Source organism: Rhizobium sp. AN6A (assembly GCF_900215635.1).
Classification (GTDB): Bacteria; Pseudomonadota; Alphaproteobacteria; order Rhizobiales; family Rhizobiaceae; genus Agrobacterium; species Agrobacterium tumefaciens.
The window spans coordinates 916,254-937,413 of the sequence record NZ_OCNC01000003.1 but is presented as its reverse complement, the minus strand read 5'-3'; the positions used below and the strand labels follow the sequence as shown (position 1 = coordinate 937,413).

The window sequence follows — 21,160 nt, the reverse complement described above, 5'->3', positions numbered from 1 at the left end:
ACGGCCCCGTTAAGGGGCCGTTTTTGTTTGCCGAAAATTCATCCCTTAGCGAGTGGATACTGCCGCGCCTTCCGCAGTGACAGTTTCCGTTATCGCTGCTTTTTCATGGGCCTTGCGGGCATAACGCTGGGCTAGCACCGCGCAGACCATCAGCTGAATCTGATGGAAAAGCATGATTGGCAATACGATTGCGCCGATGCTCTGGCCGGCGAAGATCGCTCCTGCCATGGGCACGCCGCTGGCAAGGCTCTTCTTCGACCCGCAGAAGGTGATGGTGATTTCATCCGCCTTGTCGAAACCGAGCGCCCGGCTGCCGAACATCGTCACGCAGAGAACAAGCGCCAGAAGAACGATATTGATGCCGATGACAACGCCGATATCGCGCACGGAAAACGTCTGCCATATGCCTTCGATAACTGCCTCGGAGAAGGCAAGATAGACCACCATCAGGATGGAACCGCGATCGACCGGCGACAGCAATTTCTTGCGTGCCCTGATCCAGTCACCGATCCACGGCTGCAGCACCTGGCCGGCGATGAAGGGCAAGAGAAGCTGCAGGAAGATTTGCAGGAACGCATCCAGCGAAAATCCACCACCATGGCCACCGACCGTGAACAGCAGCCCGACCAGCAGCGGCGTCAGCACCATGCCGAAAATATTCGAGGCGGAGGCTGAACAGATCGCGGCGGGCACGTTTCCGCCTGCCATGGATGTGAAGGCGATGGACGATTGCACCGTCGACGGCAGGACGCAGAGAAACAGCACGCCCATATAAAGCGGTGCCGGCAGAATGCTCTCGGGAATGAAACCGATCGCCACGCCTAGCAACGGGAAAAGGCCGAAGGTGACGAGAAGGATCGCCAGGTGCAGGCGCCAGTGCAAGATACCCGCAATCACCACATCCCGCGACAGCCGCGCGCCGTGGAGAAAAAACAGCAATGCGATTGCCAGTTTCGTGGCAAGCCCGAAATACACCGCTGGCTGTCCGCTGATCGGCAAAAGGGAAGCCAGGATCACGGTGGCCACCAGCATCATGGTGAAACGGTCAGGCAGGAAGCGGGTCATAGGAGGTCTTTCCGGCATCGGTTTTGCTTGAAATATCCCACACTATCGCTCATCATGAATTCGGATGCAAAGACTAACAGTTATCACGATATGAGATAAATGCTGAACCTTCAACATCTTGCCAGCTTTGTGATGCTTCAGCAAACCGGCAGCTTCACGCTGGCTGCCGAGCGGCTGGGCATCGGCCAATCCACCGTCAGCCAGCATATTCAGCGGCTTGAGGCGGCACTTGGCCGTCGGTTGATTGCGCGCAGCACCCATCAGGTGAAGCTGACGGGCGAAGGCGAGGCGCTGCTCGGTTATGCCCGCAATATGCTGGAGATCGACAGCAGGGTTTCATCGCTGTTCAGTGAAAACCGCCTGCGCGGGCGCTTAAGGCTCGGCGTTTCCGAGGATTTCGTCGCCAGCCGGCTCACCGCCATTCTGGAAGAATTCATCCGCCTCTATCCCTTGGTCGATCTGGAGCTGACGGTGTCGCTGAGCGGCGTGCTTTACCAGATGCAGGATAATGGTGAGTTGGACGTCGTGCTCGCGAAACGTCGACTCGGTGATAAGCTCGGCCACTTCCTATACCGCGAACCTCTGGTATGGCTCGCGCGTGACCCGGAGCGAATGCTGAGCCAACCGGACGCCCTGCCGTTGATCGCCTTTCCGCCGCCAAGCATTACTCGAAAGGCGGCGCAAGAAGCGCTGGATCGGGCCGGTCTCGCGTGGCGGATCGTCTGCACCTGTGGCAGCCTTAGCGGACTGACCGCTGCCGCAAGGGCGGGCATGGGGATCCTCGTGCAACCGCGCAGCATGGCGCCAGCCGGCCTCAGGGAGATTGCGGCTGATGTGCTGCCGGCGCTCGAAGACGTGGAATTCGTGCTTCAGCCAAGTAAGGGCGCGGACACGAAACTGGTGCGCGCCCTTTCCGATCTGGTATCCAGCAAGAGCATCGCACCGGGCAGTTTTGCGTAAAAAAGACGCTTGCTTGCGTCAGTCTTCCCGTTTCGAGAGGCAGCGGCCTACACTATCACGCCACCCCGCGATGGCGCTCTTACGCTCAGTCTCATCCATATCTGGCAGAAAACGGCGATCCCGTTTCCAATGGGCGGCGAAGGCCTCCCGGTCCGGCCAGATGCCGGCGCGCGATGCTGCGAGCCATGCCGCACCGAGAATGGTGGTTTCCAGGAATACCGGCCGGTCGACCGGTGCAGCGAGAATGTCCGCCAGCCGCTGCATGGTCCAGTCCGAGGCAACCATGCCGCCATCGACCCGGAGCACCGTCTTGCCATTATCGCCCGCCCAGTCGTTGCGCATGGCGTCCAGAAGATCAAAGGTCTGATAGGCGACGCTTTCGAGTGCCGCGCGGGCGAATTCCGCAGGGCCGGTGCCACGCGTCAGGCCGAAAATCGCGCCCCGCGCTTCGGCATCCCAATAGGGCGCGCCAAGGCCGGTGAAGGCCGGCACAAGATAAACCCGCTGCTTGGGATCGGCTTTTTCGGCAAGCGCACTGACTTCGGAGGCGACCGAGATGAAGCCGAGCTCGTCACGCAGCCATTGCACGGCGGCGCCGGCAATGAAGATCGAGCCTTCGAGCGCATAGGTCGTCACGCCATCGAGGCGATAGGCAATGGTCGTCAGCAACCGGTTTGTCGAGGCGACCCGGTCGGTGCCGGTATTGAGAAGCGCAAAGCAGCCGGTGCCATAGGTCGATTTCATCATGCCAGGTTCGAAGCAGGCGTTACCGATAACGGCAGCCTGCTGATCACCGGCGACGCCGAGGATCGGAATTTCCGCGCCCAGAAGCGCCTTGTCCGTTACGCCGAAATCGGCAGCGCAATCAAGCACCTCCGGCAGCATGGCGCGGGGAATGTCGAGGATGGACAGCAATTCGTCATCCCAGGCATTGTCCTCGATATTGTAGATCAGCGTTCGCGAGGCATTGGTAGCGTCGGTCACATGGCGGCGACCGCCGGTGAGGCGATAGATCAGGAAACTGTCGACCGTGCCGAAGCAGATTTCGCCCTTCACGGCTTTTTCGCGAAGGCCGCTGACGCTGTCGAGAAGCCATTTCAGCTTCGTGCCGGAAAAGTAGGGGTCGAGCAGCAGACCAGTCTTTTTGGAAAAGAGCGGCTCCAGTCCCCTTCGTTTCAGATCCTCGCAAATTGGTGCAGCACGGCGATCCTGCCAGACAACGGCCCGATGCACGGCCTCGCCTGTATTACGGTCCCACAGCACGGTCGTTTCGCGCTGGTTGGTGATGCCGATCGCCTCGATATCGGAAGCGGCGATACCGGCATCGGCAAGCGCCAGCCGAATTGTTTCAAGCACGCTTTTCCAGATATCCTCGGCATCGTGTTCGACCCAGCCGGAGGCTGGGAAATGCTGCGGAAATTCTCGCTGGCCGACACCGATGACCCGCATGTCGCGATCAAAGACCATCGACCTTGTCGATGTCGTCCCCTGATCGATCGCCAGAATATAACCGCCCATTATGTCACTCCCTTTCAAACGCAATGACGGGGCGGCAAAGCCGCCCCGGTTTAAGATTTCACGCAGACATTACTTCTGCCAGCTTTTGACCAGCTCGTCGTAATTGACGGTGACCGGCTTTTCCTTTTCGTTGGCAATCTTCAGCTGCGGTGCCAGATTGCCCTTCGAAACGGCGTCCTTGTTCCAGTAGTCGATATCGTGTTCTTCCGCCAGTTTCGGGCCGATATCGCCCTGCACACCGGCGCGCTCGATACGTGCCATGACTTTTTCCTGCTCGGCGCAGAGCGAGTCCATTGCGGCTTGAGCGGTTTTAGCACCCGAAGATGCATCGCCGATTGCCTGCCACCAGAGCTGTGCCAGCTTCGGATAGTCAGGCACGTTGGTGCCGGTTGGAGACCATTGCACGCGAGCCGGCGAGCGATAGAACTCGATCAGACCACCAAGCTTGGCGGCCCTGTCCGTGAAGCTCTTGTGATGGATGGTGGTATCGCGAATGAAGGTCAGACCAACATGGCTCTTCTTCACATCCACGGTCTTGGAAGTTACGAACTGCGCATAAAGCCATGCGGCCTTGGCGCGATCGTCAGGGGTGGATTTCATCAGCGTCCACGAACCCACGTCCTGATAACCGAGCTTCATGCCGTCCTTCCAGTAGACGCCATGCGGGGAAGGTGCGACGCGCCATTTCGGCGAACCGTCCTCGTTCACGACAGGCAGGCCGGGCTTTGCCATATCGGCAGTGAAGGCCGTATACCAGAAGATCTGCTGGGCGATGTTACCCTGCGCCGGCACCGGACCGGATTCGGAGAAGGTCATACCCTGCGCTTCTGGCGGCGCAAATTTCTTCAGCCATTCGAGATATTTCTCGATGGAATAGACCGACGCCGGACCGTTGGTATCGCCGCCGCGTGCCACGCAGGAGCCGACCGGCTGCGACTTGTCGTTGACCTTGATGCCCCATTCATCGACAGGCAGGCCGTTTGGCAGGCCCTTGTCGCCGTTGCCGGCCATGGAAAGCCAGGCATCGGTGAAGCGCCAGCCAAGCGACGGGTCCTTCTTGCCGTAGTCCATATGGCCGAAGACCTTCTTGCCGCCGACATCACGGCCGGTGAAGAATTCGGCGATATCCTCATAGGCCGACCAGTTTACGGGCACACCAAGGTCGTAGCCGTATTTGGCCTTGAAATCGGCCTTGTTCTTGTCGTCGTTGAACCAGTCGTAGCGGAACCAGTAAAGGTTCGCGAATTGCTGGTCGGGAAGCTGGTACAGCTTCTTGTCCGGTGCCGTCGTAAAGGCGCTGCCGATGAAGTCCTTGAGATCCAGGCCGGGATTGGTGACGTCCTTGCCCTCATTGGCCATGAAATCCGTGAGGTTGCGCACCTGCTGGTAACGCCAATGCGTGCCGATGAGGTCGCTGTCATTCACCCAGCCGTCATAGAGGTTCTGGCCGGTCTGCATCTGGGTCTGGATCTTTTCAACGACGTCACCTTCCTGGATGATGTCGTGCGTGACCTTGATGCCGGTAATAGCGGTAAACGCCGGTGCCAGGACCTTCGATTCATATTCATGTGTGGTCAGGGATTCGGAAACGACCTTGATGTCCATGCCAGCAAAAGGTTTCGCGGCATCGATAAACCATTGCAGTTCCTTTTCCTGATCTGCACGCGAAAGCGACGACATATCGCCGATTTCCTTATCCAGAAATTGCTTTGCCTCCTCCATTCCGGCGAAAGCGGAACCTGTCATTGCCAGCAGCATGGCTGCCGTCGTCGTCATCAGATGCCGTCGCATATCAGTCCTCCCAAGGGTTGCGATTGCACGAAGTCTGCCGGGTGCGGTTTTCCTCCGCCGCACCGTTCTTCCTGCTCTAGACGAAACGGAAAACGCCAATTGCGTAAACCGCCGACAGAGCGAGAGCCCACCACAGGTTCGGGCCGATCAGCCCAAGCCATGCAAGATGAATGAAAGCGCTGCCGAGCAGCGAAATGAACAACCTGTCGCCACGCGTTGTCTCGAAACGCAGCAGGCCGAAGCGGGGGTTGCCGCCGGGCGAGAGCTGTTCCCAGAACCACATCCCAACCAGCAACACGGCGATGGCACCGAAAAACGCGGCCGTCTGCCAGGTCCATGCCATCCAGGTAAAATCGGGCATCTTCGTCATATCAAACCCTCCCCAGCGCAAAGCCCTTGGCGATGTAATTGCGAACAAACCAGATCACCAGCGCACCGGGAATGAGCGTCAGCACGCCGGCGGCGGCAAGCAGGCCCCAGTCCATGCCGGCGGCAGAAACGGTTCTCGTCATGGTCGCGGCGATCGGCTTGGCGTCGGTCGTCGTCAGCGTGCGGGCGATCAGAAGCTCAACCCACGAGAACATGAAGCTGAAGAAGCAGGCGACACCGATGCCGGAGGCAATGAGCGGCATGAAAATCTTCACGAAGAATTTCGGGAAGGAATAGCCGTCAATATAGGCGGTTTCGTCGATTTCCTTCGGTACGCCCGACATGAAACCTTCGAGAATCCACACCGCTAGCGGCACGTTGAACAGGCAATGCGCCAGCGCCACCGCAATATGCGTGTCGATCAGCCCGAAAGCGGAATAGAGCTGGAAGAAGGGCAGCGCGAAGACGGCGGGTGGCGCCATGCGGTTGGTCAAAAGCCAGAAGAACAGGTGCTTGTCGCCCAGGAAGCGGTAACGCGAGAAGGCATAGGCCGCCGGGAGTGCCGCCGAGACCGAGATCACCATGTTCATGACGACGTAGATGATCGAGTTGATGTAACCCGAATACCAGGATGAATCCGTGAAGATCGTCCGGTAATTCTGCAACGTCGGCTGGTGCGGATAAAGCGTCATCGACGAGACGATTTCCGTGTTCGTCTTGAAGCTCATATTGATAAGCCAGTAGATCGGCACGAGCAGCAGGATGATGTAGATCGTCGGCACCAGCCAGGAAAAGCGCGATGGCCCATGGCGGCGGCGCGATCGTGAATTCGCAGCAAGGCCTGATATTCTCGCCGAACTGGCTCTTACCGGTGGATTGCCGATACCGTTGAGTTCCACGCTTGTGGTGACATCAGAGGCGCTCATGTCTCAAGTCTCCGCGTCGTGGCTGGTCATCACGGTGTAGAACACCCAGGACAACAGCAGGATGATGAGGAAGTAGATCAGCGACATGGCCGCCGCGGGACCCAGATCGAACTGGCCGAGCGCTACCTTGACGAGATCGATGGACAGGAAGGTGGTGGAATTTCCGGGACCGCCGCCGGTGACAACGAAAGGCTCGGTGTAGATCATGAAGCTGTCCATGAAGCGCAGCAGGAATGCGATCAGCAGCACCCGCTTCATCTTCGGCAACTGAATGAACCGGAAAACCGCAAAACGCGATGCGCCATCGATCCTTGCTGCCTGATAATAGGCATCCGGAATGGAGACGAGGCTGGCGTAGCACAGGAGGACGACGAGGCTTGTCCAGTGCCACACATCCATGATGACGACGGTGATCCATGCGTCGACGGGATCGTTGACGTAGTTGTAGTCAAGCCCAAGCTGATTGGCGTAATAACCCAGCAACCCGATATCGCTGCGACCGAACACCTGCCAGATCGTGCCTACCACATTCCATGGCACCAAAAGCGGCAGCGCCATGGTGACGAGGCAGACCGGCACGCCGATGCCGGATTTGGGCATCTTGAGCGCGATGAATATGCCGAGCGGAATTTCAATCGCCAATATGATGCCGGAAAATACCAGATTGCGTCCGAGCGCGTTCCAGAAACGGTCGGAGCCAAGAATTTCCTGAAACCATTGGGTTCCCGCCCAGAAGAACTGGTTGTTGCCGAAGGTATCCTGCACCGAATAGTTCACGACCGTCATCAGCGGGATGACGGCGGAAAAGGCGACCAGCACCAGAACCGGCAGCACCATCAACCACGCTTTGTTGTTCCAGGTCTTTTCCATGCTCAGGCCCCCATCTTCACACGCCAGGAATCGGCAAAGACACCGATAGCGGCCGGATCGAAGCGAACACCCGCTTCTGCCGGAATGTCCTCCTCTTCCGGAACGACAATCGCAAGCTTTTGGCCGGCGAACCGGGCACGAACGATCTTTTGCCGGCCGATATCCTCGACCTTGTCGACGGTGATGGGCATGCCACCCCGCTCCAGCCGAACGAATTCCGGGCGGATGCCGATTTCGATCCGCTTCGATCCATCCACCACCGGCACGCCGGCAAGCGGAACGCCAAGGCCGCCGACAACCGCCGTTGCGCCATCAATGCTGGCAGGCATCACATTCATGCCGGGCGAACCGATGAAATAACCGACGAACGTATGTCCCGGGCGTTCGAAAAGCTCGGCGGGCGTGCCGATCTGGACGATCTGACCGTCATACATGACCACCACCTTGTCGGCGAAAGTCAGCGCTTCGGTCTGGTCGTGCGTGACGTAGACCATGGTGAAACCGGACTGGCGGTGGAGGCGCTTCAACTGCGAGCGCAGCACCCATTTCATATGCGGATCGATCACCGTCAGCGGCTCGTCGAAGAGGATGGCATTGACGTCGGATCGCACCAACCCGCGCGCCAGCGAAATTTTCTGCTTCTGGTCCGCCGTAAGTCCGCGCGCGTGGCGTTTGGCCATGCCGGAAAGATCGGTCATCTCGAGGATTTCCCGCACACGGCGGTCGACTTCGGCTTCCGGCACTTGCCGGTTGCGCAGCGGAAAAGCCAGATTGTCGTAGACTGTCATCGTGTCGTAAACGACCGGGAACTGGAATACCTGGGCGATGTTGCGATCTTCGGTGGAAAGATCGGTGACATCCGTTCCGTCAAAGGCGATGCGGCCTTCCGAGGGGCGCAGCAAGCCGGAAATGATGTTGAGCAACGTGGTCTTGCCGCAGCCTGAAGGGCCAAGCAGCGCATAGGCACCGCCATCCTCCCATTCGTGATGAACTTCCTTCAGGGCATAATCACCTGCCGCCTGCGCCTTGGCGTTGTAAGCGTGGCGGATATGATCGAGCGTGATGCGTGCCATGATCGATCTCCCCTTAAGCCGCTTCGCCGATGGCGTGGCCGTGTGTATCGAAAGCCATCAGGTGCCGCGTATCGAGAAACAGCTCGATCTCCGTGTCCGGCTCGATGTCGTGAATGCCCTGCGCCAGCATCACCCAACGCTGGCCTGAAAATTCCACGTGTACGAAGCTTTCCGATCCGGCGATCTCCGAGATCAGTGTCCGCGCCCGGATGGATTGCGCCGCCTGCCCCTTTTGCTGTGGGAAAAGATGATGTGGCTGGAAGGCAATGGTCACCGGACCGTCAGGCATGGCAGCAAGATGCGCCGGCACCGGCACAACCGCATGGTCGGCGCGCGTAAAGGCGCCGCCCGTCTTGATAACCTCGATGGTGTTGAGTGGCGGATCGGCAAAGATTTTCGCGGTTACGATATCCACCGGACGCCTGTAAACCTCGATCGTGCGGCTGAATTGCGTCACCTTGCCCTCGTTCAGCGTCGCGGTATTGCCACCAAGCAGCAGAGCTTCGGAGGGTTCCGTCGTGGCGTAAACGAAAATCGCACCGGATTCGGCAAAGATGCGCGGCAATTCCTCACGCAACTCCTCACGAAGCTTGTAGTCGAGATTTGCGAGCGGCTCGTCGAGGAGCACCAGATTGGCGTTTTTGACGATGGCGCGGGCAAGTGCCGTGCGCTGTTGCTGGCCACCGGAAAGGTTGAGCGGTGTGCGGTCGAGATAGGGCGTCAGCCTCAAAAGCTCGGCGGCCTTCCTCACCTCCCTGTCGATCGTTGCCTTGTCCTTGCCGGCAACGCGCATCGGCGAGGCGATGTTTTCATAAACGCTGAGCGCCGGATAATTGATGAACTGCTGATAGACCATGGCGACGTTGCGCTTCTGAACCGGCCAGCCCGTCACGTCCTCCCCACTAAAGAGAATCGTACCGCCACTTGGCTTGTCCAGCCCGGCCATCAGCCGCATGAGTGTCGTCTTGCCCGAAAGTGTCGGTCCAAGCAGGACGTTCAGGCTTCCGCGCTGCAACGTCAGATCGGTCGGGTGAATATGATATTCACCGCCGGCCATCTTCGAGACGTTTCGCAATTCAAGCATGGTGATCCAAAGCCTCCTCCGCTTTTTGATCGGATCGTCAGATTGCCTTCAAGCGTCCACCTGCAATGTCATCGATATAATCCTCCAGCCCGCGCACCTCTTCTTGGGTAAAGAAAAGCCCCTGCTTGGTGCGACGCCACAGAATATCCTCCGTCGTCAGCGCCCATTCCCGCGCCATCAGCCAGCGCACCTCGGCCTCATAAAGCGTGCCACCGAAATGCCGTCCCAGCCCTGCCATGTCCCCGGCTTTGCCAATAATCGACACGGCGTCCGTTCCGTAGCAGCGGATGAGCCGCTTCGCATGCCTCTCATCGAGGAACGGATAACGCGACCGCAGGGCCGTGACCTCTCCCGCATAAGCCTCGGCACCGAAATTTCCGCCCGGCAAATGTGAACCTGCCGTCCACGGCGAGCCCTTTTCACCCAGCGCATCACCGATTTTTTCAAGAGCATGTTCGGCAAGCCGCCGATAGGTGGTGAGCTTGCCACCGAAGATATTGAGAAGCGGCGCTTCGCCTTCAGCTCCTTCGGTTTTCAGCACATAATCGCGGGTTGCCTCCTGCGCTTTCGATGCGCCGTCGTCAAACAGCGGCCGCACGCCGGAATAGGTCCAGACGATATCGGCCGGCGTCACCGGTTCAGCGAAATATTCGCTCGCCGCGTTGCAAAGATAGCTGATCTCCTCGTCGCTGATCTTAACAGCCCGGGGGTCGGCGGTATAGTCGCGATCCGTCGTGCCGATCAGGGTAAAATCCTGCTCATAGGGGATGGCGAAGATGATGCGCCCGTCCGGGTTCTGGAAAAAATAGGCGCGCGGATCGGAAAACTTCTTGCGCACGATGATGTGGCTGCCCTGCACGAGGCGGACGTTGTGGACATTGTTTTTACCGAATGTCGCAGCCAGAACTTTGTCCACCCAGGGGCCTGCCGCATTTACCAGCATGCGCGCCCGGTAGGTCGCGGTTTCTCCGGCAGCATTTTTCGTTTCGACCCGCCAGAAGGCGCCTTCGCGCCGTGCCGAAACGACCTGCGTCCGGTTGAGGATCAAGGCGCCGCGATCGGCGGCATCGCGGGCGTTCAGCACCACAAGACGGGCATCGTCCACCCAGCCGTCAGAATATTCGAAAGCGCGGGCAAAAATCGGCTTCAGCGGTTTTCCAGCGGGATCACGGCGCAGATCGAGCGAGCGGGTGGCGGGCAAAAGCTTGCGGCCGCCGAGATGGTCATAAAGAAAAAGCCCGAGACGCACGAGCCAGGCCGGGCGCACGCCGCCCTTCTGGAACGGCAGAACAAAGCGCATAGGCCAGATGATGTGCGGCGCCATGGCCCACAGCACCTCGCGCTCCATCAGCGCTTCTCGCACCAGACGAAATTCGTAATGTTCGAGATAACGCAAACCGCCATGAATGAGCTTTGTGGCGGCCGACGAGGTGCCGGAGGCAAAATCGTTCATTTCCGCAAGCGCAACGGAATAGCCCCTGCCGACAGCGTCACGCGCGATACCGCAGCCGTTGATGCCGCCGCCGATCACGAAAACATCGTGGATTGCCTCGTCAGACATGGACCCTCCCGCGCTTTCATCGACGCTCTCCTCATCGATATATTGAAAGCACAGACATCTAATTTGAAGACAAAACGAATGTCAAACGAAATTCCGGGGCGGTTCGGATCAAGGCTCCCCAACCTCGGTTTCAATCAACCTGACGTCATGATCGGCACAGATGGATCGGATCGAATCAACCGGACAATGATCGGTAATGAAGGTGTGCACCTGTGAAAGATGGCCGATGCGCACCGGCGCCGTCCGCTCGAATTTCAGCGAATCCGATACAAGAATGACGTGGCGAGCGTTGGACATGATCGCCTGGGCAACCTTGACCTCGCGAAAGTCGAAATCCAGCAAAGCGCCGTCCTCATCGATCGCAGAAACGCCGATGACGGCGAAATCGACCTTGAACTGGCGGATAAAATCGACCGCGGCCTCACCGACGATGCCGCCATCGGAACCGCGCACGACGCCGCCGGCGATCACCACCTCGATGCCCGGAAAAACCCGTAACCTGTTGGCAACATTAATATTGTTGGTGATGACCATCAGCTCGTGATGATCCGCCAGCGCTTCGCCCACCGCCTCGGTCGTCGTACCTATATTGATGAAAAGCGAGGAGTTGTTGGGGATGAGGGCAGCGGCAGCGGCGCCGATCGCTTGCTTTTCGGAGGAGGCGATCGCACGGCGTGCCTCGTATTTGACGTTTTCGTTGCCGCTCGGAAAAAGCGCGCCGCCATGGATGCGCGTCAGCACCCGCGTATCGCAGAGATCGTTGAGGTCCTTGCGGATCGTCTGTGGCGTTACCGAAAACCGCGTGGCCAGCTCGTCCACCAGCACCCGCCCGCTTGCTTTCGCCAGCGCAACGATTTCATCCTGACGCGGTGTGAGCATCATTTCACCCTCCCTCCTCTTTCAATTTTTTCGTTTTATTGAAGAGCGAACGAAAAACCAATGTCAAGGGACGGTTTTGTGGCGCCGATCAGGTCCACTTGCTGAGGTACGCGAAAAACGTATCCGCACGGACCAGCAAGATTATTAGCCGGCTTTCTGAATCGACATCGCGACTGGCTCCGGCAGGCCGATCTCGGAAAACGCAGAGATTGCAGCGCCAAACGCATCACCGATGCCGATCAGTATAGGCTCGTTCACGCCAAGTCGTTCGACCGCCGCAGCCAGTTGCACGAGCGAACCGCACCAGCGCTGCTCATTTTCGCGGCTGACGGAAATCATGATGGCGACGGGCGTCGAGGCCGGCATGCCATGCGCCAGAAGGGCTTCCTCGATGCTGGCAGCGGTTCGCCCGCCCATGTAAAAAACCGTGGTCACGGAAGGGTTCGACAGCGACTGCCAGTCGATATTCTCCGGCAGCTTGCCCTTTCTGGAGTGCCCGGTGACGAAGCGGACCGACTGGGCGTGATCGCGATGGGTGAGGGAAACGCCGAGCCGCGAAGCCATGGCGCTTGCCGCGGTGATGCCGGGTACGATTTCGACCGGGATGTTTTCAGCCTCCAGCGCCGCGATCTCCTCGCCGGCGCGTCCGAAAATCATCGGATCGCCAGATTTCAGCCGCACTACCCTTTTGCCGGCCTTGGCAAGGCGGATCATCATGTCGTTAATATCTTCCTGCTTGCAGCTTTCCCGGCCGCCGCGCTTGCCAACCAGCATGCGCTTCGCCTCCCGCCGCGCCAGTTCCAGCACCTCGGATGAAACGAGATCGTCGAACAGAATGACATCCGCCGCCTGCAGGGCGCGTACCGCTTTCAGCGTCAGCAGCTCGGCATCGCCGGGTCCGGCACCGACCAGCGTCACAAGGCCGCGTCCCGATCCTGTCCGCCCGGCCTGCGTGCCTATGTCTGTCAGCAGCCTTTCTTCGCTGCCCTCATCCAGCCTTTCGGTAAACGCCCGGTCGACAAATTTTTCCCAGAATGATCGCCGCGCCGTGCCGGGCGCGAGGCGTATATTGACCCGCTCTCGGATGGTCTGGGCAAGCGCGCCCCAATCCTTGAGAGCGAGCGGCAGCAAAGTCTCGATGCGCCGGCGAATGGCCTGCGCCAGAATGGGTGCGGCGCCATCGGTGGAAATCGACACCACCACCGGCGAGCGATTGACGATGGAGCCAAACTGGAACTGGCAGAATTCCGGCTTGTCGATGACATTGACAGGCACGCCGGCTAAGCGCGCGGCATTGTAAAATCTTGCCGCCTCTTCGTCGGTTTCACAATCCGCCAGCGCCAGTTCCGCACCTTTGAAACTATCCGGACCCCAGGAACGGTCATGCCATGTCAGCATTTGGCTTGTCGAAACGAGCGCCGCAAAGCATTCCGAAAGCTCGCTTTCCTCGCAATAAAGATGAAGTTCCGCCCCGCAGGCAAGCAGTAGCTCCGCCTTCCATGCTGCCCCATCCGATCCGCCCGCCAGCACCACGCGCTTGCCCTCAAGCCCCCAGAAGACCGGCAACTTGGCAAGCTTCTCCATGCGGTTCGGTTCATTCCGCTGCGGTTTTAAGGCATCCATCGATGATCCCCCTGATCTCGGCGCGGCAGGAGCCGCAATTGGTTCCGGCATTCAACGCAGCACCTATGGCTTCGACGCTGTGGCAGCCATCACGGATGGCGGCCGTGATCTGGTTGACCCCGACATTGAAGCAGGAGCAGACCGTCGCCCCCGGATCGGCGCGGCCGGCGCCGGGACGCCCGGCAACCAGCGCAAAACGCATGCGCAAATCCTCATGGCGTTCGTTCAGCTGTGAAATCGCCCAGTTGCGGGCAACGGCCACCGGCTCTCTGGCGACGAACAGCGCTGCCAGCAAGGTATCACCGTCGAAGAAAGCAAGTCGCAGATCGCCCGTCTGCCGGTCGCTGTAACCCAGAGGCTCAACCCTGATATCAATGCCGAAAACCTGTCGCGCCCAGAGCGTCCAGTCCTGCGGCTGTTCCTCGAAGGCAAGCTCCATGCGGTAGCCGCCATCCGCCTTCGCAACTGCCCAATAGGCGCAGTCCGGCGCATCAGGCCGGGTGCGGGAGATCGCAAATCCATAGGCTTTCGCCACAAAACGTCGAGCACTCACGCCGACATTCTTCGAAGCGGGCTGGCCGGAATGCGGGTCCGTGACCGCTGGCACGAGCTTATCGATGCGGGCCTGCGAGGCGAACTGGTCGTTCCAGTGCATCGGCGCAAACACAGCTCCCCGCGCCTGCCTTTCACTGACCAGCGCCCGCAGCAGAACCTTGCCATGCGGGCTTTCAATCTCCACCAGATCGGCGCTTTCGATGCCCAGCAACTGTGCATCGCGCGGGTGAAGTTCGGCAAAGGGTTCAGCGATATGGGCGGTAAGCCGCGCGCTTTTGCCGGTGCGGGTCATGGTGTGCCATTGGTCGCGGATACGGCCAGTGTTCAGCGTCAGCGGATAGTCGGCCGATGTCCTGCCGGTCTCCGGCAGTGCCGAGGCGATGAACCGCGCCTTGCCATCCGTGTGATAAAAACGGCCATCCGCGAAAAAGCGGGTAATGGCGGCTTCACCGGGTCCGGCTTTTGGCCATTGAAACGGTGTCATCGTATCGTAGGAATCACGGTCGATCCCGCCAATATCGAAATCACGGCTTCCGGCGTTCTCGAAGCCGGAGAGAGCGGCATGCTCGGCGAAAACCTCAGAAGGTTGCCGGTAGCCGAAGGCAGCGTCAAAACCCATGCGCTGTCCAACTTCGGCGAATTGCCACCAGTCGGCCTTTGCTTCGCCGGGCGCATCAAGAAAACCGCGCTGGCGGGAAATACGTCGTTCGGAATTGGTGACCGTGCCGTCCTTTTCCCCCCAGCCGAGCGATGGCAACAGCACATGGGCGTGGCGGGCGGTATCGGTATTGGCGATGACATCGGACACCACGACAAAGGGACAGGCCTTGATCGCCGCCTCGACGGCACCGGCATCCGGCATGGAAACGACGGGGTTGGTGGCCATGATCCACAGCGCCTTGATGCGGCCATCGGCAACCGCCCGGAACATATCCACCGCCTTGAGGCCAGGCTTCTGCGCAATCGCCGGCGAGGCCCAGAAGCGCTGCACCCGGTCGCGGTCTTCAGCGTTCTCGATCGCCATATGGGCCGCCAGCATATTGGCAAGCCCGCCCACCTCGCGTCCGCCCATGGCGTTGGGCTGGCCGGTCAGCGAAAACGGCCCCATGCCCGGCCGGCCGATGCGGCCTGTGGCGAGGTGGCAATTGATGATGGCGTTGACCTTGTCGGTGCCGCTTTGCGACTGGTTGACGCCCTGACTGTAGCAGGTGACGGTTTTTTGCGTGCGTTCGAACAATTCGTAAAAGTAAATCAGTTCCGCGATTGTCAGACCGGTCTTGTCGGCGATCTCCGGCAGGCTGTGCCCGGTCGCTGCCTGCATCGCGGCATCGAGGCCTACAGTGTGGTTTCCAACATAAGCATTATCGAACGCGGAACTGCCGGAAAGATGGGCCAGAAGACCGGTAAACAGCGCCACATCCCCATCCGGGCGAATGGCGAGGTGCATATCGGCAATATCTGCGCTCATCGTCCGGCGCGGATCGATGACCACCACCTTCATGTCCGGCCGCGCCGCCTTCGCGGCAGCAAGCCGTTGATAGAGGACGGGATGACACCAGGCGAGATTGGATCCGGTGAGGATTACCAGATCGGCAAGCTCCATATCCTCATAGGTGCCGGGCACCGTATCGGCCCCGAAGGCGCGGCGATGGCCGGCGACCGAAGACGACATGCAAAGCCTTGAATTCGTATCGATATTGGCCGATCCGATGAAACCCTTCATCAGCTTGTTGGCGAGGTAATAATCCTCCGTCAGCAATTGGCCGGAAACGTAAAAGGCAACCGAATCCGGGCCGTGCTCGGAAATGGCCTCGGAAAATCTTGAAGCAACGAGTTGAAGCGCTTCGTCCCATGCCACCCGCTTTCCGTGGATTTCGGGATGGAGCAGCCGTCCGTCGAGGTCGATGGTTTCGGCCAGAGCCGAACCCTTGGAACACAGCCGACCGAAGTTGGCGGGGTGGTCCGGATCGCCTTTGACGGAAACGATGCCGTCATCGGCAACGGTGGCGATGACGCCGCAGCCGACACCGCAATAGGGACAGGTGGTTTTTGTTTCAACGGGCATGGGTTTGCCCTCTCATCCGGCCGCGTTTAGCCCCCTCTGTCCTGCCGGACATCTCCCCCTCAAGGGGGGAGATCAATCGCCGCACCGGCTCTATTTCACAGCTTGCGTCTCCGACAACAGAGATGAAGCGGGAAGCATGCCACTTGCTAATCTCGCCCCTCGAGGGGGAGATGTCCGGCAGGGCAGAGGGGGGTATCGTCGCCAACATTTGATATCACTCCGCCGCAATCATCAAAGTTTCGAGCGCAATCGAAAGCCGCCCGTCGAGATTGCGGAGAGGAATGGTCCTCACCTCGCCCTCATCCGCCCCCAACGCCTTGCCGGTCTCCAGCGAAATGACCCAATTGTGCAAAGGACATGTCACCGAAGCCCCGTGCACGATGCCCTGAGACAGCGGGCCGCCCTTGTGCGGGCAATGATCCTCGATGGCGAAGACCTGATTTTCAGCCGTGCGAAACACGGCGATCTTGCCCATAGGCGTTTTCACGCAGCGCGCGCCGCGCAACGGAATGTCGGAAATGTCGCCAATATCGATCCAGTTGCTGTCCATCGTTCTCACTCCGCTGCCTCGTTGAAACCGATTGCCGCCATCGGCCTGAATTCGTGCTTGTCGTGGCCGGACACACGTTCCGACCAGGGATCGACCTGCGCGAATTTCTGGCTGAAGACGAAGCGGTCAAAATAGGCCCGGCGCTTGTCGGCATCGTCCATGATCTGGCGGCGGACTTCGTCGTAACCGATGCGCTTGGCCCATTTGTAGATGCGCTCGAGGTAGCGCGCCTGCTCGCGGTACATCTGGGTCAACGCGACGATATGCTCCAGCGCCTGATCCTCGGTATGGACGAGGCCCAGCACTTCCGTACCCTTGATATCGAGACCGGCGGCACCGGCGAAGTGGATTTCGAAACCGGAATCCACGCAGATAACGCCGATATCCTTGCATGTCGCCTCAGCGCAGTTTCGCGGACAGCCGGAAACGGCAAGCTTCAGCTTGGCGGGCGTCCATGAGCCCCACATGAATTTTTCGATGCGGATGCCGAGGCCGGTGGAATCCTGCGTGCCGAAGCGGCACCATTGTTCTCCAACGCAGGTCTTCACGGTGCGAAGCCCCTTGGCATAGGCCTGGCCGGAAATGAAACCGGCCTTGCCGAGATCGGCCCAGACCGCCGGCAAATCCTCCTTCTCGATGCCGAGAAGATCGATGCGTTGCCCGCCTGTCACCTTCACCATTGGGATTTCGAACTTGTCGACCACATCCGCAATCGCCCGCAGTTCGGAGGAAGATGTGACGCCGCCCCACATGCGCGGAACGACGGAATAGGTGCCGTCCTTCTGGATATTGGCATGGACGCGCTCATTGATATAACGCGACTGGTAGTCGTCGGCATATTCGTCGGGAAAATCGCAGACGAGATAGTAGTTGAGCGCCGGTCTGCACTTGGCGCAGCCGCAGGAGGTCTTCCATTCCAGTTCCTGCATCACGGCGGGAATGGTCTTCAGGCCCTTGGCCTTGATGAGACGGCGCACATCATCGTGGCCGAGATCTGTGCATTTGCACATGGGCTGCACGGCAGCGGGATTGTAGCTGTCGCCAAGCGTCAGCGTCATCAGTTGCTCGACAAGGCCGGTGCAATTGCCGCAGGAGGCGGACGCCTTGGTATGGGCGCGCACATCATCCAGCGAGGTCAGCCCCTTAGAGGTGATGACCGAGGTGATCTTGCCCTTGCAGACGCCGTTGCAGCCGCAGATTTCCGCATCATCCGGCAAGGCTGCAACGGCCGCCATAGGGTCCAGCGGGGACCCTCCCTGATAGGCCTGGCCGAAGATCAGGGTTTCGCGCATGGCGGAAATGTCGGTCGATTTCTTCATCAGGTCGAAGAACCACGAACCATCCGCCGTCTCGCCGTAAAGAACCGCGCCGATGATGCGATTTTCCTTGAGGATCAGGCGCTTGTAGACACCGGCGGTGGCATCGCGCAGCACGATTTCCTCGCGGTCGTCGCCCTCGGCAAAATCGCCGGCGGAAAACAGGTTGATGCCGGTGACCTTCAGTTTGGTATTGGTGACCGAACCATGATATTCGGCTGAACCGCCGCAAAGCCGGTCCGCCAGCACCCGCGCAGATTCATAAAGTGGCGCGACCAGCCCGTAGCACATGCCGCGATGCTCGGCGCATTCGCCAAGCGCATATATCGAGGCATCCGACGTCATCATGCCATCATCCACGACGATGCCGCGATTGACGGCGATGCCGGCTTCCTTGGCGAGACCCGAGGCTGGACGGATGCCGACCGCCATCACCACCATGTCGCCTTTAATGACGCGACCGTCTTCCAGCTCGATGCCTTCGACCTTCTCCGCGCCGAGAATGCATTTGGTATTGGCCTTGGTAATGATGTCGATGCCGCGCTCGTTCAGCGCCTTTTCCAGAAGATAGGCCGCTGCCGGATCGAGCTGCCGCTCCATGATCGTCGGCATCAGATGGATGACGGTGACGTCCATTCCCTGGCGCTTCAGCCCGTAAGCCGCTTCCAGACCCAGAAGGCCGGCACCGATGACGATGGCGCGACCCTTGCCTTCGGCGATTTCAAGCATCTTCGTGACATCGTCGAGATCGCGATAGGCGAGAACGCCCGGCAATTGATGGCCAGGGACGGGAATGATGAAGGGCAGGGAACCGGTGGCGATTACCAGCCTGTCGTAGGAAACGGTGATGCCGTTTTCGCTTGTTACGGTCTTGTTGTCGCGGTCGATGCCGGTGACCTTCGCGCCCTTGTGCAGCGTCACATTGTTGGCCGCGTACCATTCGTCATTGTGGATGACGATATCTTCATAGCTCTTTTCGCCTGAGAGTACTGGCGAGAGCATGATGCGGTCGTAATTGACGCGCGGCTCGGCATTGAAAATGGTGACGTCGTAGAGGCCGGGGGCGGTTTCGAACAGGTTTTCCAGCATGCGCCCCGGCGCCATGCCATTGCCGATGATGACGAGTTTTTGCGCCATAGTGATTACTCCGCAGCTTCGACGAAGCGGTGACGTTCGTAAAGGAACTTCAGCACAGCCTCGCGGCATTTGAGGTAGGTCTTGTCGGATGCAAGCTCGATGCGGTTGCGCGGGCGCGGCAGCGGCACGTCAAGCACTTCGCCGATATGGGCGGCCGGACCGTTGGTCATCATCACGATACGGTCGGACAGCAGCACCGCCTCATCCACATCGTGGGTGATCATGACCATGGTGTTGCCAAGCCGGGCGTGGATTTCCATCACGGCGTCCTGAAGGTGGGCGCGCGTCAGCGCATCCAGTGCGCCGAAAGGCTCGTCCAGCAGCAGGATTTTCGGCTCCATGGCGAGCGCCCGGGCAATGCCGACGCGCTGCTTCATGCCGCCGGAAATTTCAGACGGTTTCTTGTCCTTGGCATGGGCCATCTGCACGAGATCCAGATTGCGCATGACCCAGTCGTGACGTTCCGCTTTGGTCTTGGTATTGCTGAAGACCTTCGCGACGGCGAGGTTGACGTTTTCATAAACCGAAAGCCAGGGGAGCAGGCTGTGGTTCTGGAAGACGACGGCGCGTTCCGGGCCAGGTTCGTTGACCTCGCGGTTTTCCAGAAGCACGACGCCTGCTGAGACTTTGGTCAGCCCGGCGATGAGGTTGAGCATGGTGGACTTGCCGCAGCCGGAATGCCCGATGACCGAGACGAATTCGCCCTTGCCGATGGTCAGGTTGATGCCTTTCAGCACCTCGGCGCGCGAACCGCCCTTGTCGAAATATTTGTCGATATGATCGAGTTTCAGATAAGCGTTCATGATGGTCGCCCTTTTAGTTGGCCGCAGCGCCGCGGGTGATGACCTTGCCGAGCGCCGCTACCAGCTTGTCGAGCATGAAGCCGACAACGCCGATGTAAGCGAGCGCCACGATGATGTCGGGCAGGCGCGAGGAGTTCCACGCATCCCAGATGAAGAAGCCGATACCGACACCGCCGGTCAGCATTTCCGCCGCCACGATGGCGAGCCAGGAGAGGCCGATGCCGATGCGCAGACCGGTGAAGATGTAGGGCGCGGCCGACGGCAGCATGATCTTGAAGAAGAATTCGATCTGATTGAGCCGCAGCACCTTCGCAACGTTGCGATAATCCTGCGGAATGTTGCGCACGCCGACCGCCGTATTGATGATGACGGGCCAGATGGAGGTGATGAAGATCACGAAAATGGCCGACGGATTGCTGTCCTGAAAGGCGGCAAGTGAAAGCGGCAGCCAGGCGAGCGGCGGCACGGTGCGCAGGACCTGAAAAATCGGGTCGAGGCCGCGCATGGCCCAGACCGACTGGCCGATAACCGCACCGAGAATGATGCCGGCGATGGCCGCAAGGCCGAAACCATATGCCACGCGCTCCAGCGAAACCAGCACGCGCAAGCCAAGGCCGATATCCTGCGAACCATTATGGAAGAACGGCGATACTATGAGATCGTAGCTTTCCTCGAATACCTGGCTTGGCGGCGGCAGGGACGAGCCGGGGGCGGAACAGAGCACCTGCCAGACGCCCAGCAGAACGGCGAGGACGACAAACGGCGGTATGATATTGCGGGCCGCCGCCGCACCCAGTTTACGCAGATTGAACCGCGAGGGATGTTTGGGCGGAAGGGTCACGACGTTTGCCTTTTGTACCACCGGTTGCTGCGGCTGTTCCTTGAAATTTCGAGCCAATGCGGACATGGCGTTTCCTTTGGATTTCGGTTGCGGTCAGGGTCTTGCCCCTCACCCGGCCTTTGGTGTCCATCTTTAAACGGCAACCCGGCGGAGGAGGGGCGACACCCGTGTCTC

17 protein-coding genes are annotated in these 21,160 nt (G+C 59.5%); 1 reads left to right on the top strand and 16 read right to left on the bottom strand.

The genetic code is table 11. The annotated features are described in order from the left end of the window. Window positions 1-45: 45 nt before the first annotated feature. Window positions 46-1,065: a bile acid:sodium symporter family protein gene (locus CRO62_RS08245; RefSeq protein ID WP_097099839.1), complete on the bottom strand. Its 1,020-nt coding sequence runs from the start codon at window positions 1,063-1,065 to the stop codon at window positions 46-48. Window positions 1,066-1,164: 99 nt separating this feature from the next. Between CRO62_RS08245 and CRO62_RS08240 the strand changes: the two genes are divergently transcribed. Beyond that, on the top strand, window positions 1,165-2,025 hold the full coding sequence (locus CRO62_RS08240) for a LysR substrate-binding domain-containing protein (RefSeq protein ID WP_003511576.1): 861 nt from the start codon (window positions 1,165-1,167) through the stop codon (window positions 2,023-2,025). A gap of 18 nt (window positions 2,026-2,043) precedes the next feature. Here the strand turns inward: CRO62_RS08240 and glpK are convergent, their stop codons facing one another. The 15 genes from glpK to ntrB form a co-directional block, all read right to left on the bottom strand. After that, the gene (gene glpK, locus CRO62_RS08235; RefSeq protein WP_097099838.1) at window positions 2,044-3,543 is read right to left on the bottom strand and encodes a glycerol kinase GlpK; all 1,500 of its coding nucleotides are present in this window, start codon (window positions 3,541-3,543) and stop codon (window positions 2,044-2,046) included. A gap of 69 nt (window positions 3,544-3,612) precedes the next feature. Beyond that, window positions 3,613-5,334, bottom strand: coding sequence for an extracellular solute-binding protein (locus CRO62_RS08230; RefSeq protein ID WP_003511579.1), 1,722 nt, complete (start codon window positions 5,332-5,334; stop codon window positions 3,613-3,615). A 76-nt stretch (window positions 5,335-5,410) separates the two neighbouring features. After that, on the bottom strand, window positions 5,411-5,704 hold the full coding sequence (locus tag CRO62_RS08225; RefSeq protein ID WP_013761935.1) for a DUF2160 domain-containing protein: 294 nt from the start codon (window positions 5,702-5,704) through the stop codon (window positions 5,411-5,413). Window position 5,705: 1 nt separating this feature from the next. Continuing rightward, window positions 5,706-6,629, bottom strand: a complete 924-nt coding sequence (locus CRO62_RS08220) for a carbohydrate ABC transporter permease (protein ID WP_003511581.1) — start codon at window positions 6,627-6,629, stop codon at window positions 5,706-5,708. Window positions 6,630-6,632: 3 nt separating this feature from the next. Beyond that, window positions 6,633-7,499 (bottom strand): carbohydrate ABC transporter permease, encoded by an 867-nt coding sequence (locus CRO62_RS08215; RefSeq protein WP_097099837.1) that lies wholly within the window; start codon window positions 7,497-7,499, stop codon window positions 6,633-6,635. 2 nt (window positions 7,500-7,501) lie between these two features. Beyond that, window positions 7,502-8,572: an ABC transporter ATP-binding protein gene (locus tag CRO62_RS08210; RefSeq protein WP_013761936.1), complete on the bottom strand. Its 1,071-nt coding sequence runs from the start codon at window positions 8,570-8,572 to the stop codon at window positions 7,502-7,504. Window positions 8,573-8,585: 13 nt separating this feature from the next. Continuing rightward, window positions 8,586-9,656: an ABC transporter ATP-binding protein gene (locus tag CRO62_RS08205; RefSeq protein WP_097099836.1), complete on the bottom strand. Its 1,071-nt coding sequence runs from the start codon at window positions 9,654-9,656 to the stop codon at window positions 8,586-8,588. A gap of 37 nt (window positions 9,657-9,693) precedes the next feature. After that, window positions 9,694-11,217 (bottom strand): glycerol-3-phosphate dehydrogenase, encoded by a 1,524-nt coding sequence (locus tag CRO62_RS08200; protein WP_097099835.1) that lies wholly within the window; start codon window positions 11,215-11,217, stop codon window positions 9,694-9,696. 108 nt (window positions 11,218-11,325) lie between these two features. Beyond that, window positions 11,326-12,099: a DeoR/GlpR family DNA-binding transcription regulator gene (locus tag CRO62_RS08195; protein WP_003511588.1), complete on the bottom strand. Its 774-nt coding sequence runs from the start codon at window positions 12,097-12,099 to the stop codon at window positions 11,326-11,328. A gap of 141 nt (window positions 12,100-12,240) precedes the next feature. Next, complete coding sequence (gene cysG / locus CRO62_RS08190; RefSeq protein ID WP_179784477.1) at window positions 12,241-13,719, bottom strand: siroheme synthase CysG; 1,479 nt, start codon at window positions 13,717-13,719, stop codon at window positions 12,241-12,243. After that, window positions 13,691-16,339, bottom strand: coding sequence for a nitrate reductase (locus tag CRO62_RS08185; protein WP_097099834.1), 2,649 nt, complete (start codon window positions 16,337-16,339; stop codon window positions 13,691-13,693). The genes cysG and CRO62_RS08185 overlap by 29 nt, the downstream gene beginning before the upstream one ends. A gap of 214 nt (window positions 16,340-16,553) precedes the next feature. Continuing rightward, on the bottom strand, window positions 16,554-16,889 hold the full coding sequence (gene nirD / locus CRO62_RS08175) for a nitrite reductase small subunit NirD (RefSeq protein WP_003511593.1): 336 nt from the start codon (window positions 16,887-16,889) through the stop codon (window positions 16,554-16,556). Window positions 16,890-16,894: 5 nt separating this feature from the next. Continuing rightward, window positions 16,895-19,342, bottom strand: a complete 2,448-nt coding sequence (nirB, locus tag CRO62_RS08170; RefSeq protein WP_097099832.1) for a nitrite reductase large subunit NirB — start codon at window positions 19,340-19,342, stop codon at window positions 16,895-16,897. 5 nt (window positions 19,343-19,347) lie between these two features. Further along, entirely contained in the window at window positions 19,348-20,145 is a 798-nt protein-coding gene (locus CRO62_RS08165; RefSeq protein WP_013761942.1) for an ABC transporter ATP-binding protein, read from the bottom strand. Window positions 20,146-20,158: 13 nt separating this feature from the next. Then, window positions 20,159-21,052 (bottom strand): nitrate ABC transporter permease, encoded by an 894-nt coding sequence (gene ntrB / locus CRO62_RS08160; RefSeq protein ID WP_035199774.1) that lies wholly within the window; start codon window positions 21,050-21,052, stop codon window positions 20,159-20,161. Between the last annotated feature and the right edge of the window lie 108 nt (window positions 21,053-21,160).

Excerpts from the sequence above, each read along its gene's own strand:
- CRO62_RS08245 (WP_097099839.1), bottom strand. The coding sequence starts at position 1,065 with ATGACCCGCTTCCTGCCTGACCGTTTCACCATGATGCTGGTGGCCACC.
- CRO62_RS08240 (WP_003511576.1), top strand. The coding sequence starts at position 1,165 with ATGCTGAACCTTCAACATCTTGCCAGCTTTGTGATGCTTCAGCAAACC.
- glpK (WP_097099838.1), bottom strand. The coding sequence starts at position 3,543 with ATGGGCGGTTATATTCTGGCGATCGATCAGGGGACGACATCGACAAGG.
- CRO62_RS08230 (WP_003511579.1), bottom strand. The coding sequence starts at position 5,334 with ATGCGACGGCATCTGATGACGACGACGGCAGCCATGCTGCTGGCAATG.
- CRO62_RS08225 (WP_013761935.1), bottom strand. The coding sequence starts at position 5,704 with ATGACGAAGATGCCCGATTTTACCTGGATGGCATGGACCTGGCAGACG.
- CRO62_RS08220 (WP_003511581.1), bottom strand. The coding sequence starts at position 6,629 with ATGAGCGCCTCTGATGTCACCACAAGCGTGGAACTCAACGGTATCGGC.
- CRO62_RS08215 (WP_097099837.1), bottom strand. The coding sequence starts at position 7,499 with ATGGAAAAGACCTGGAACAACAAAGCGTGGTTGATGGTGCTGCCGGTT.
- CRO62_RS08210 (WP_013761936.1), bottom strand. The coding sequence starts at position 8,572 with ATGGCACGCATCACGCTCGATCATATCCGCCACGCTTACAACGCCAAG.
- CRO62_RS08205 (WP_097099836.1), bottom strand. The coding sequence starts at position 9,656 with ATGCTTGAATTGCGAAACGTCTCGAAGATGGCCGGCGGTGAATATCAT.
- CRO62_RS08200 (WP_097099835.1), bottom strand. The coding sequence starts at position 11,217 with ATGTCTGACGAGGCAATCCACGATGTTTTCGTGATCGGCGGCGGCATC.
- CRO62_RS08195 (WP_003511588.1), bottom strand. The coding sequence starts at position 12,099 with ATGATGCTCACACCGCGTCAGGATGAAATCGTTGCGCTGGCGAAAGCA.
- cysG (WP_179784477.1), bottom strand. The coding sequence starts at position 13,719 with ATGGATGCCTTAAAACCGCAGCGGAATGAACCGAACCGCATGGAGAAG.
- CRO62_RS08185 (WP_097099834.1), bottom strand. The coding sequence starts at position 16,339 with ATGCCCGTTGAAACAAAAACCACCTGTCCCTATTGCGGTGTCGGCTGC.
- nirD (WP_003511593.1), bottom strand. The coding sequence starts at position 16,889 with ATGGACAGCAACTGGATCGATATTGGCGACATTTCCGACATTCCGTTG.
- nirB (WP_097099832.1), bottom strand. The coding sequence starts at position 19,342 with ATGGCGCAAAAACTCGTCATCATCGGCAATGGCATGGCGCCGGGGCGC.
- CRO62_RS08165 (WP_013761942.1), bottom strand. The coding sequence starts at position 20,145 with ATGAACGCTTATCTGAAACTCGATCATATCGACAAATATTTCGACAAG.
- ntrB (WP_035199774.1), bottom strand. The coding sequence starts at position 21,052 with ATGTCCGCATTGGCTCGAAATTTCAAGGAACAGCCGCAGCAACCGGTG.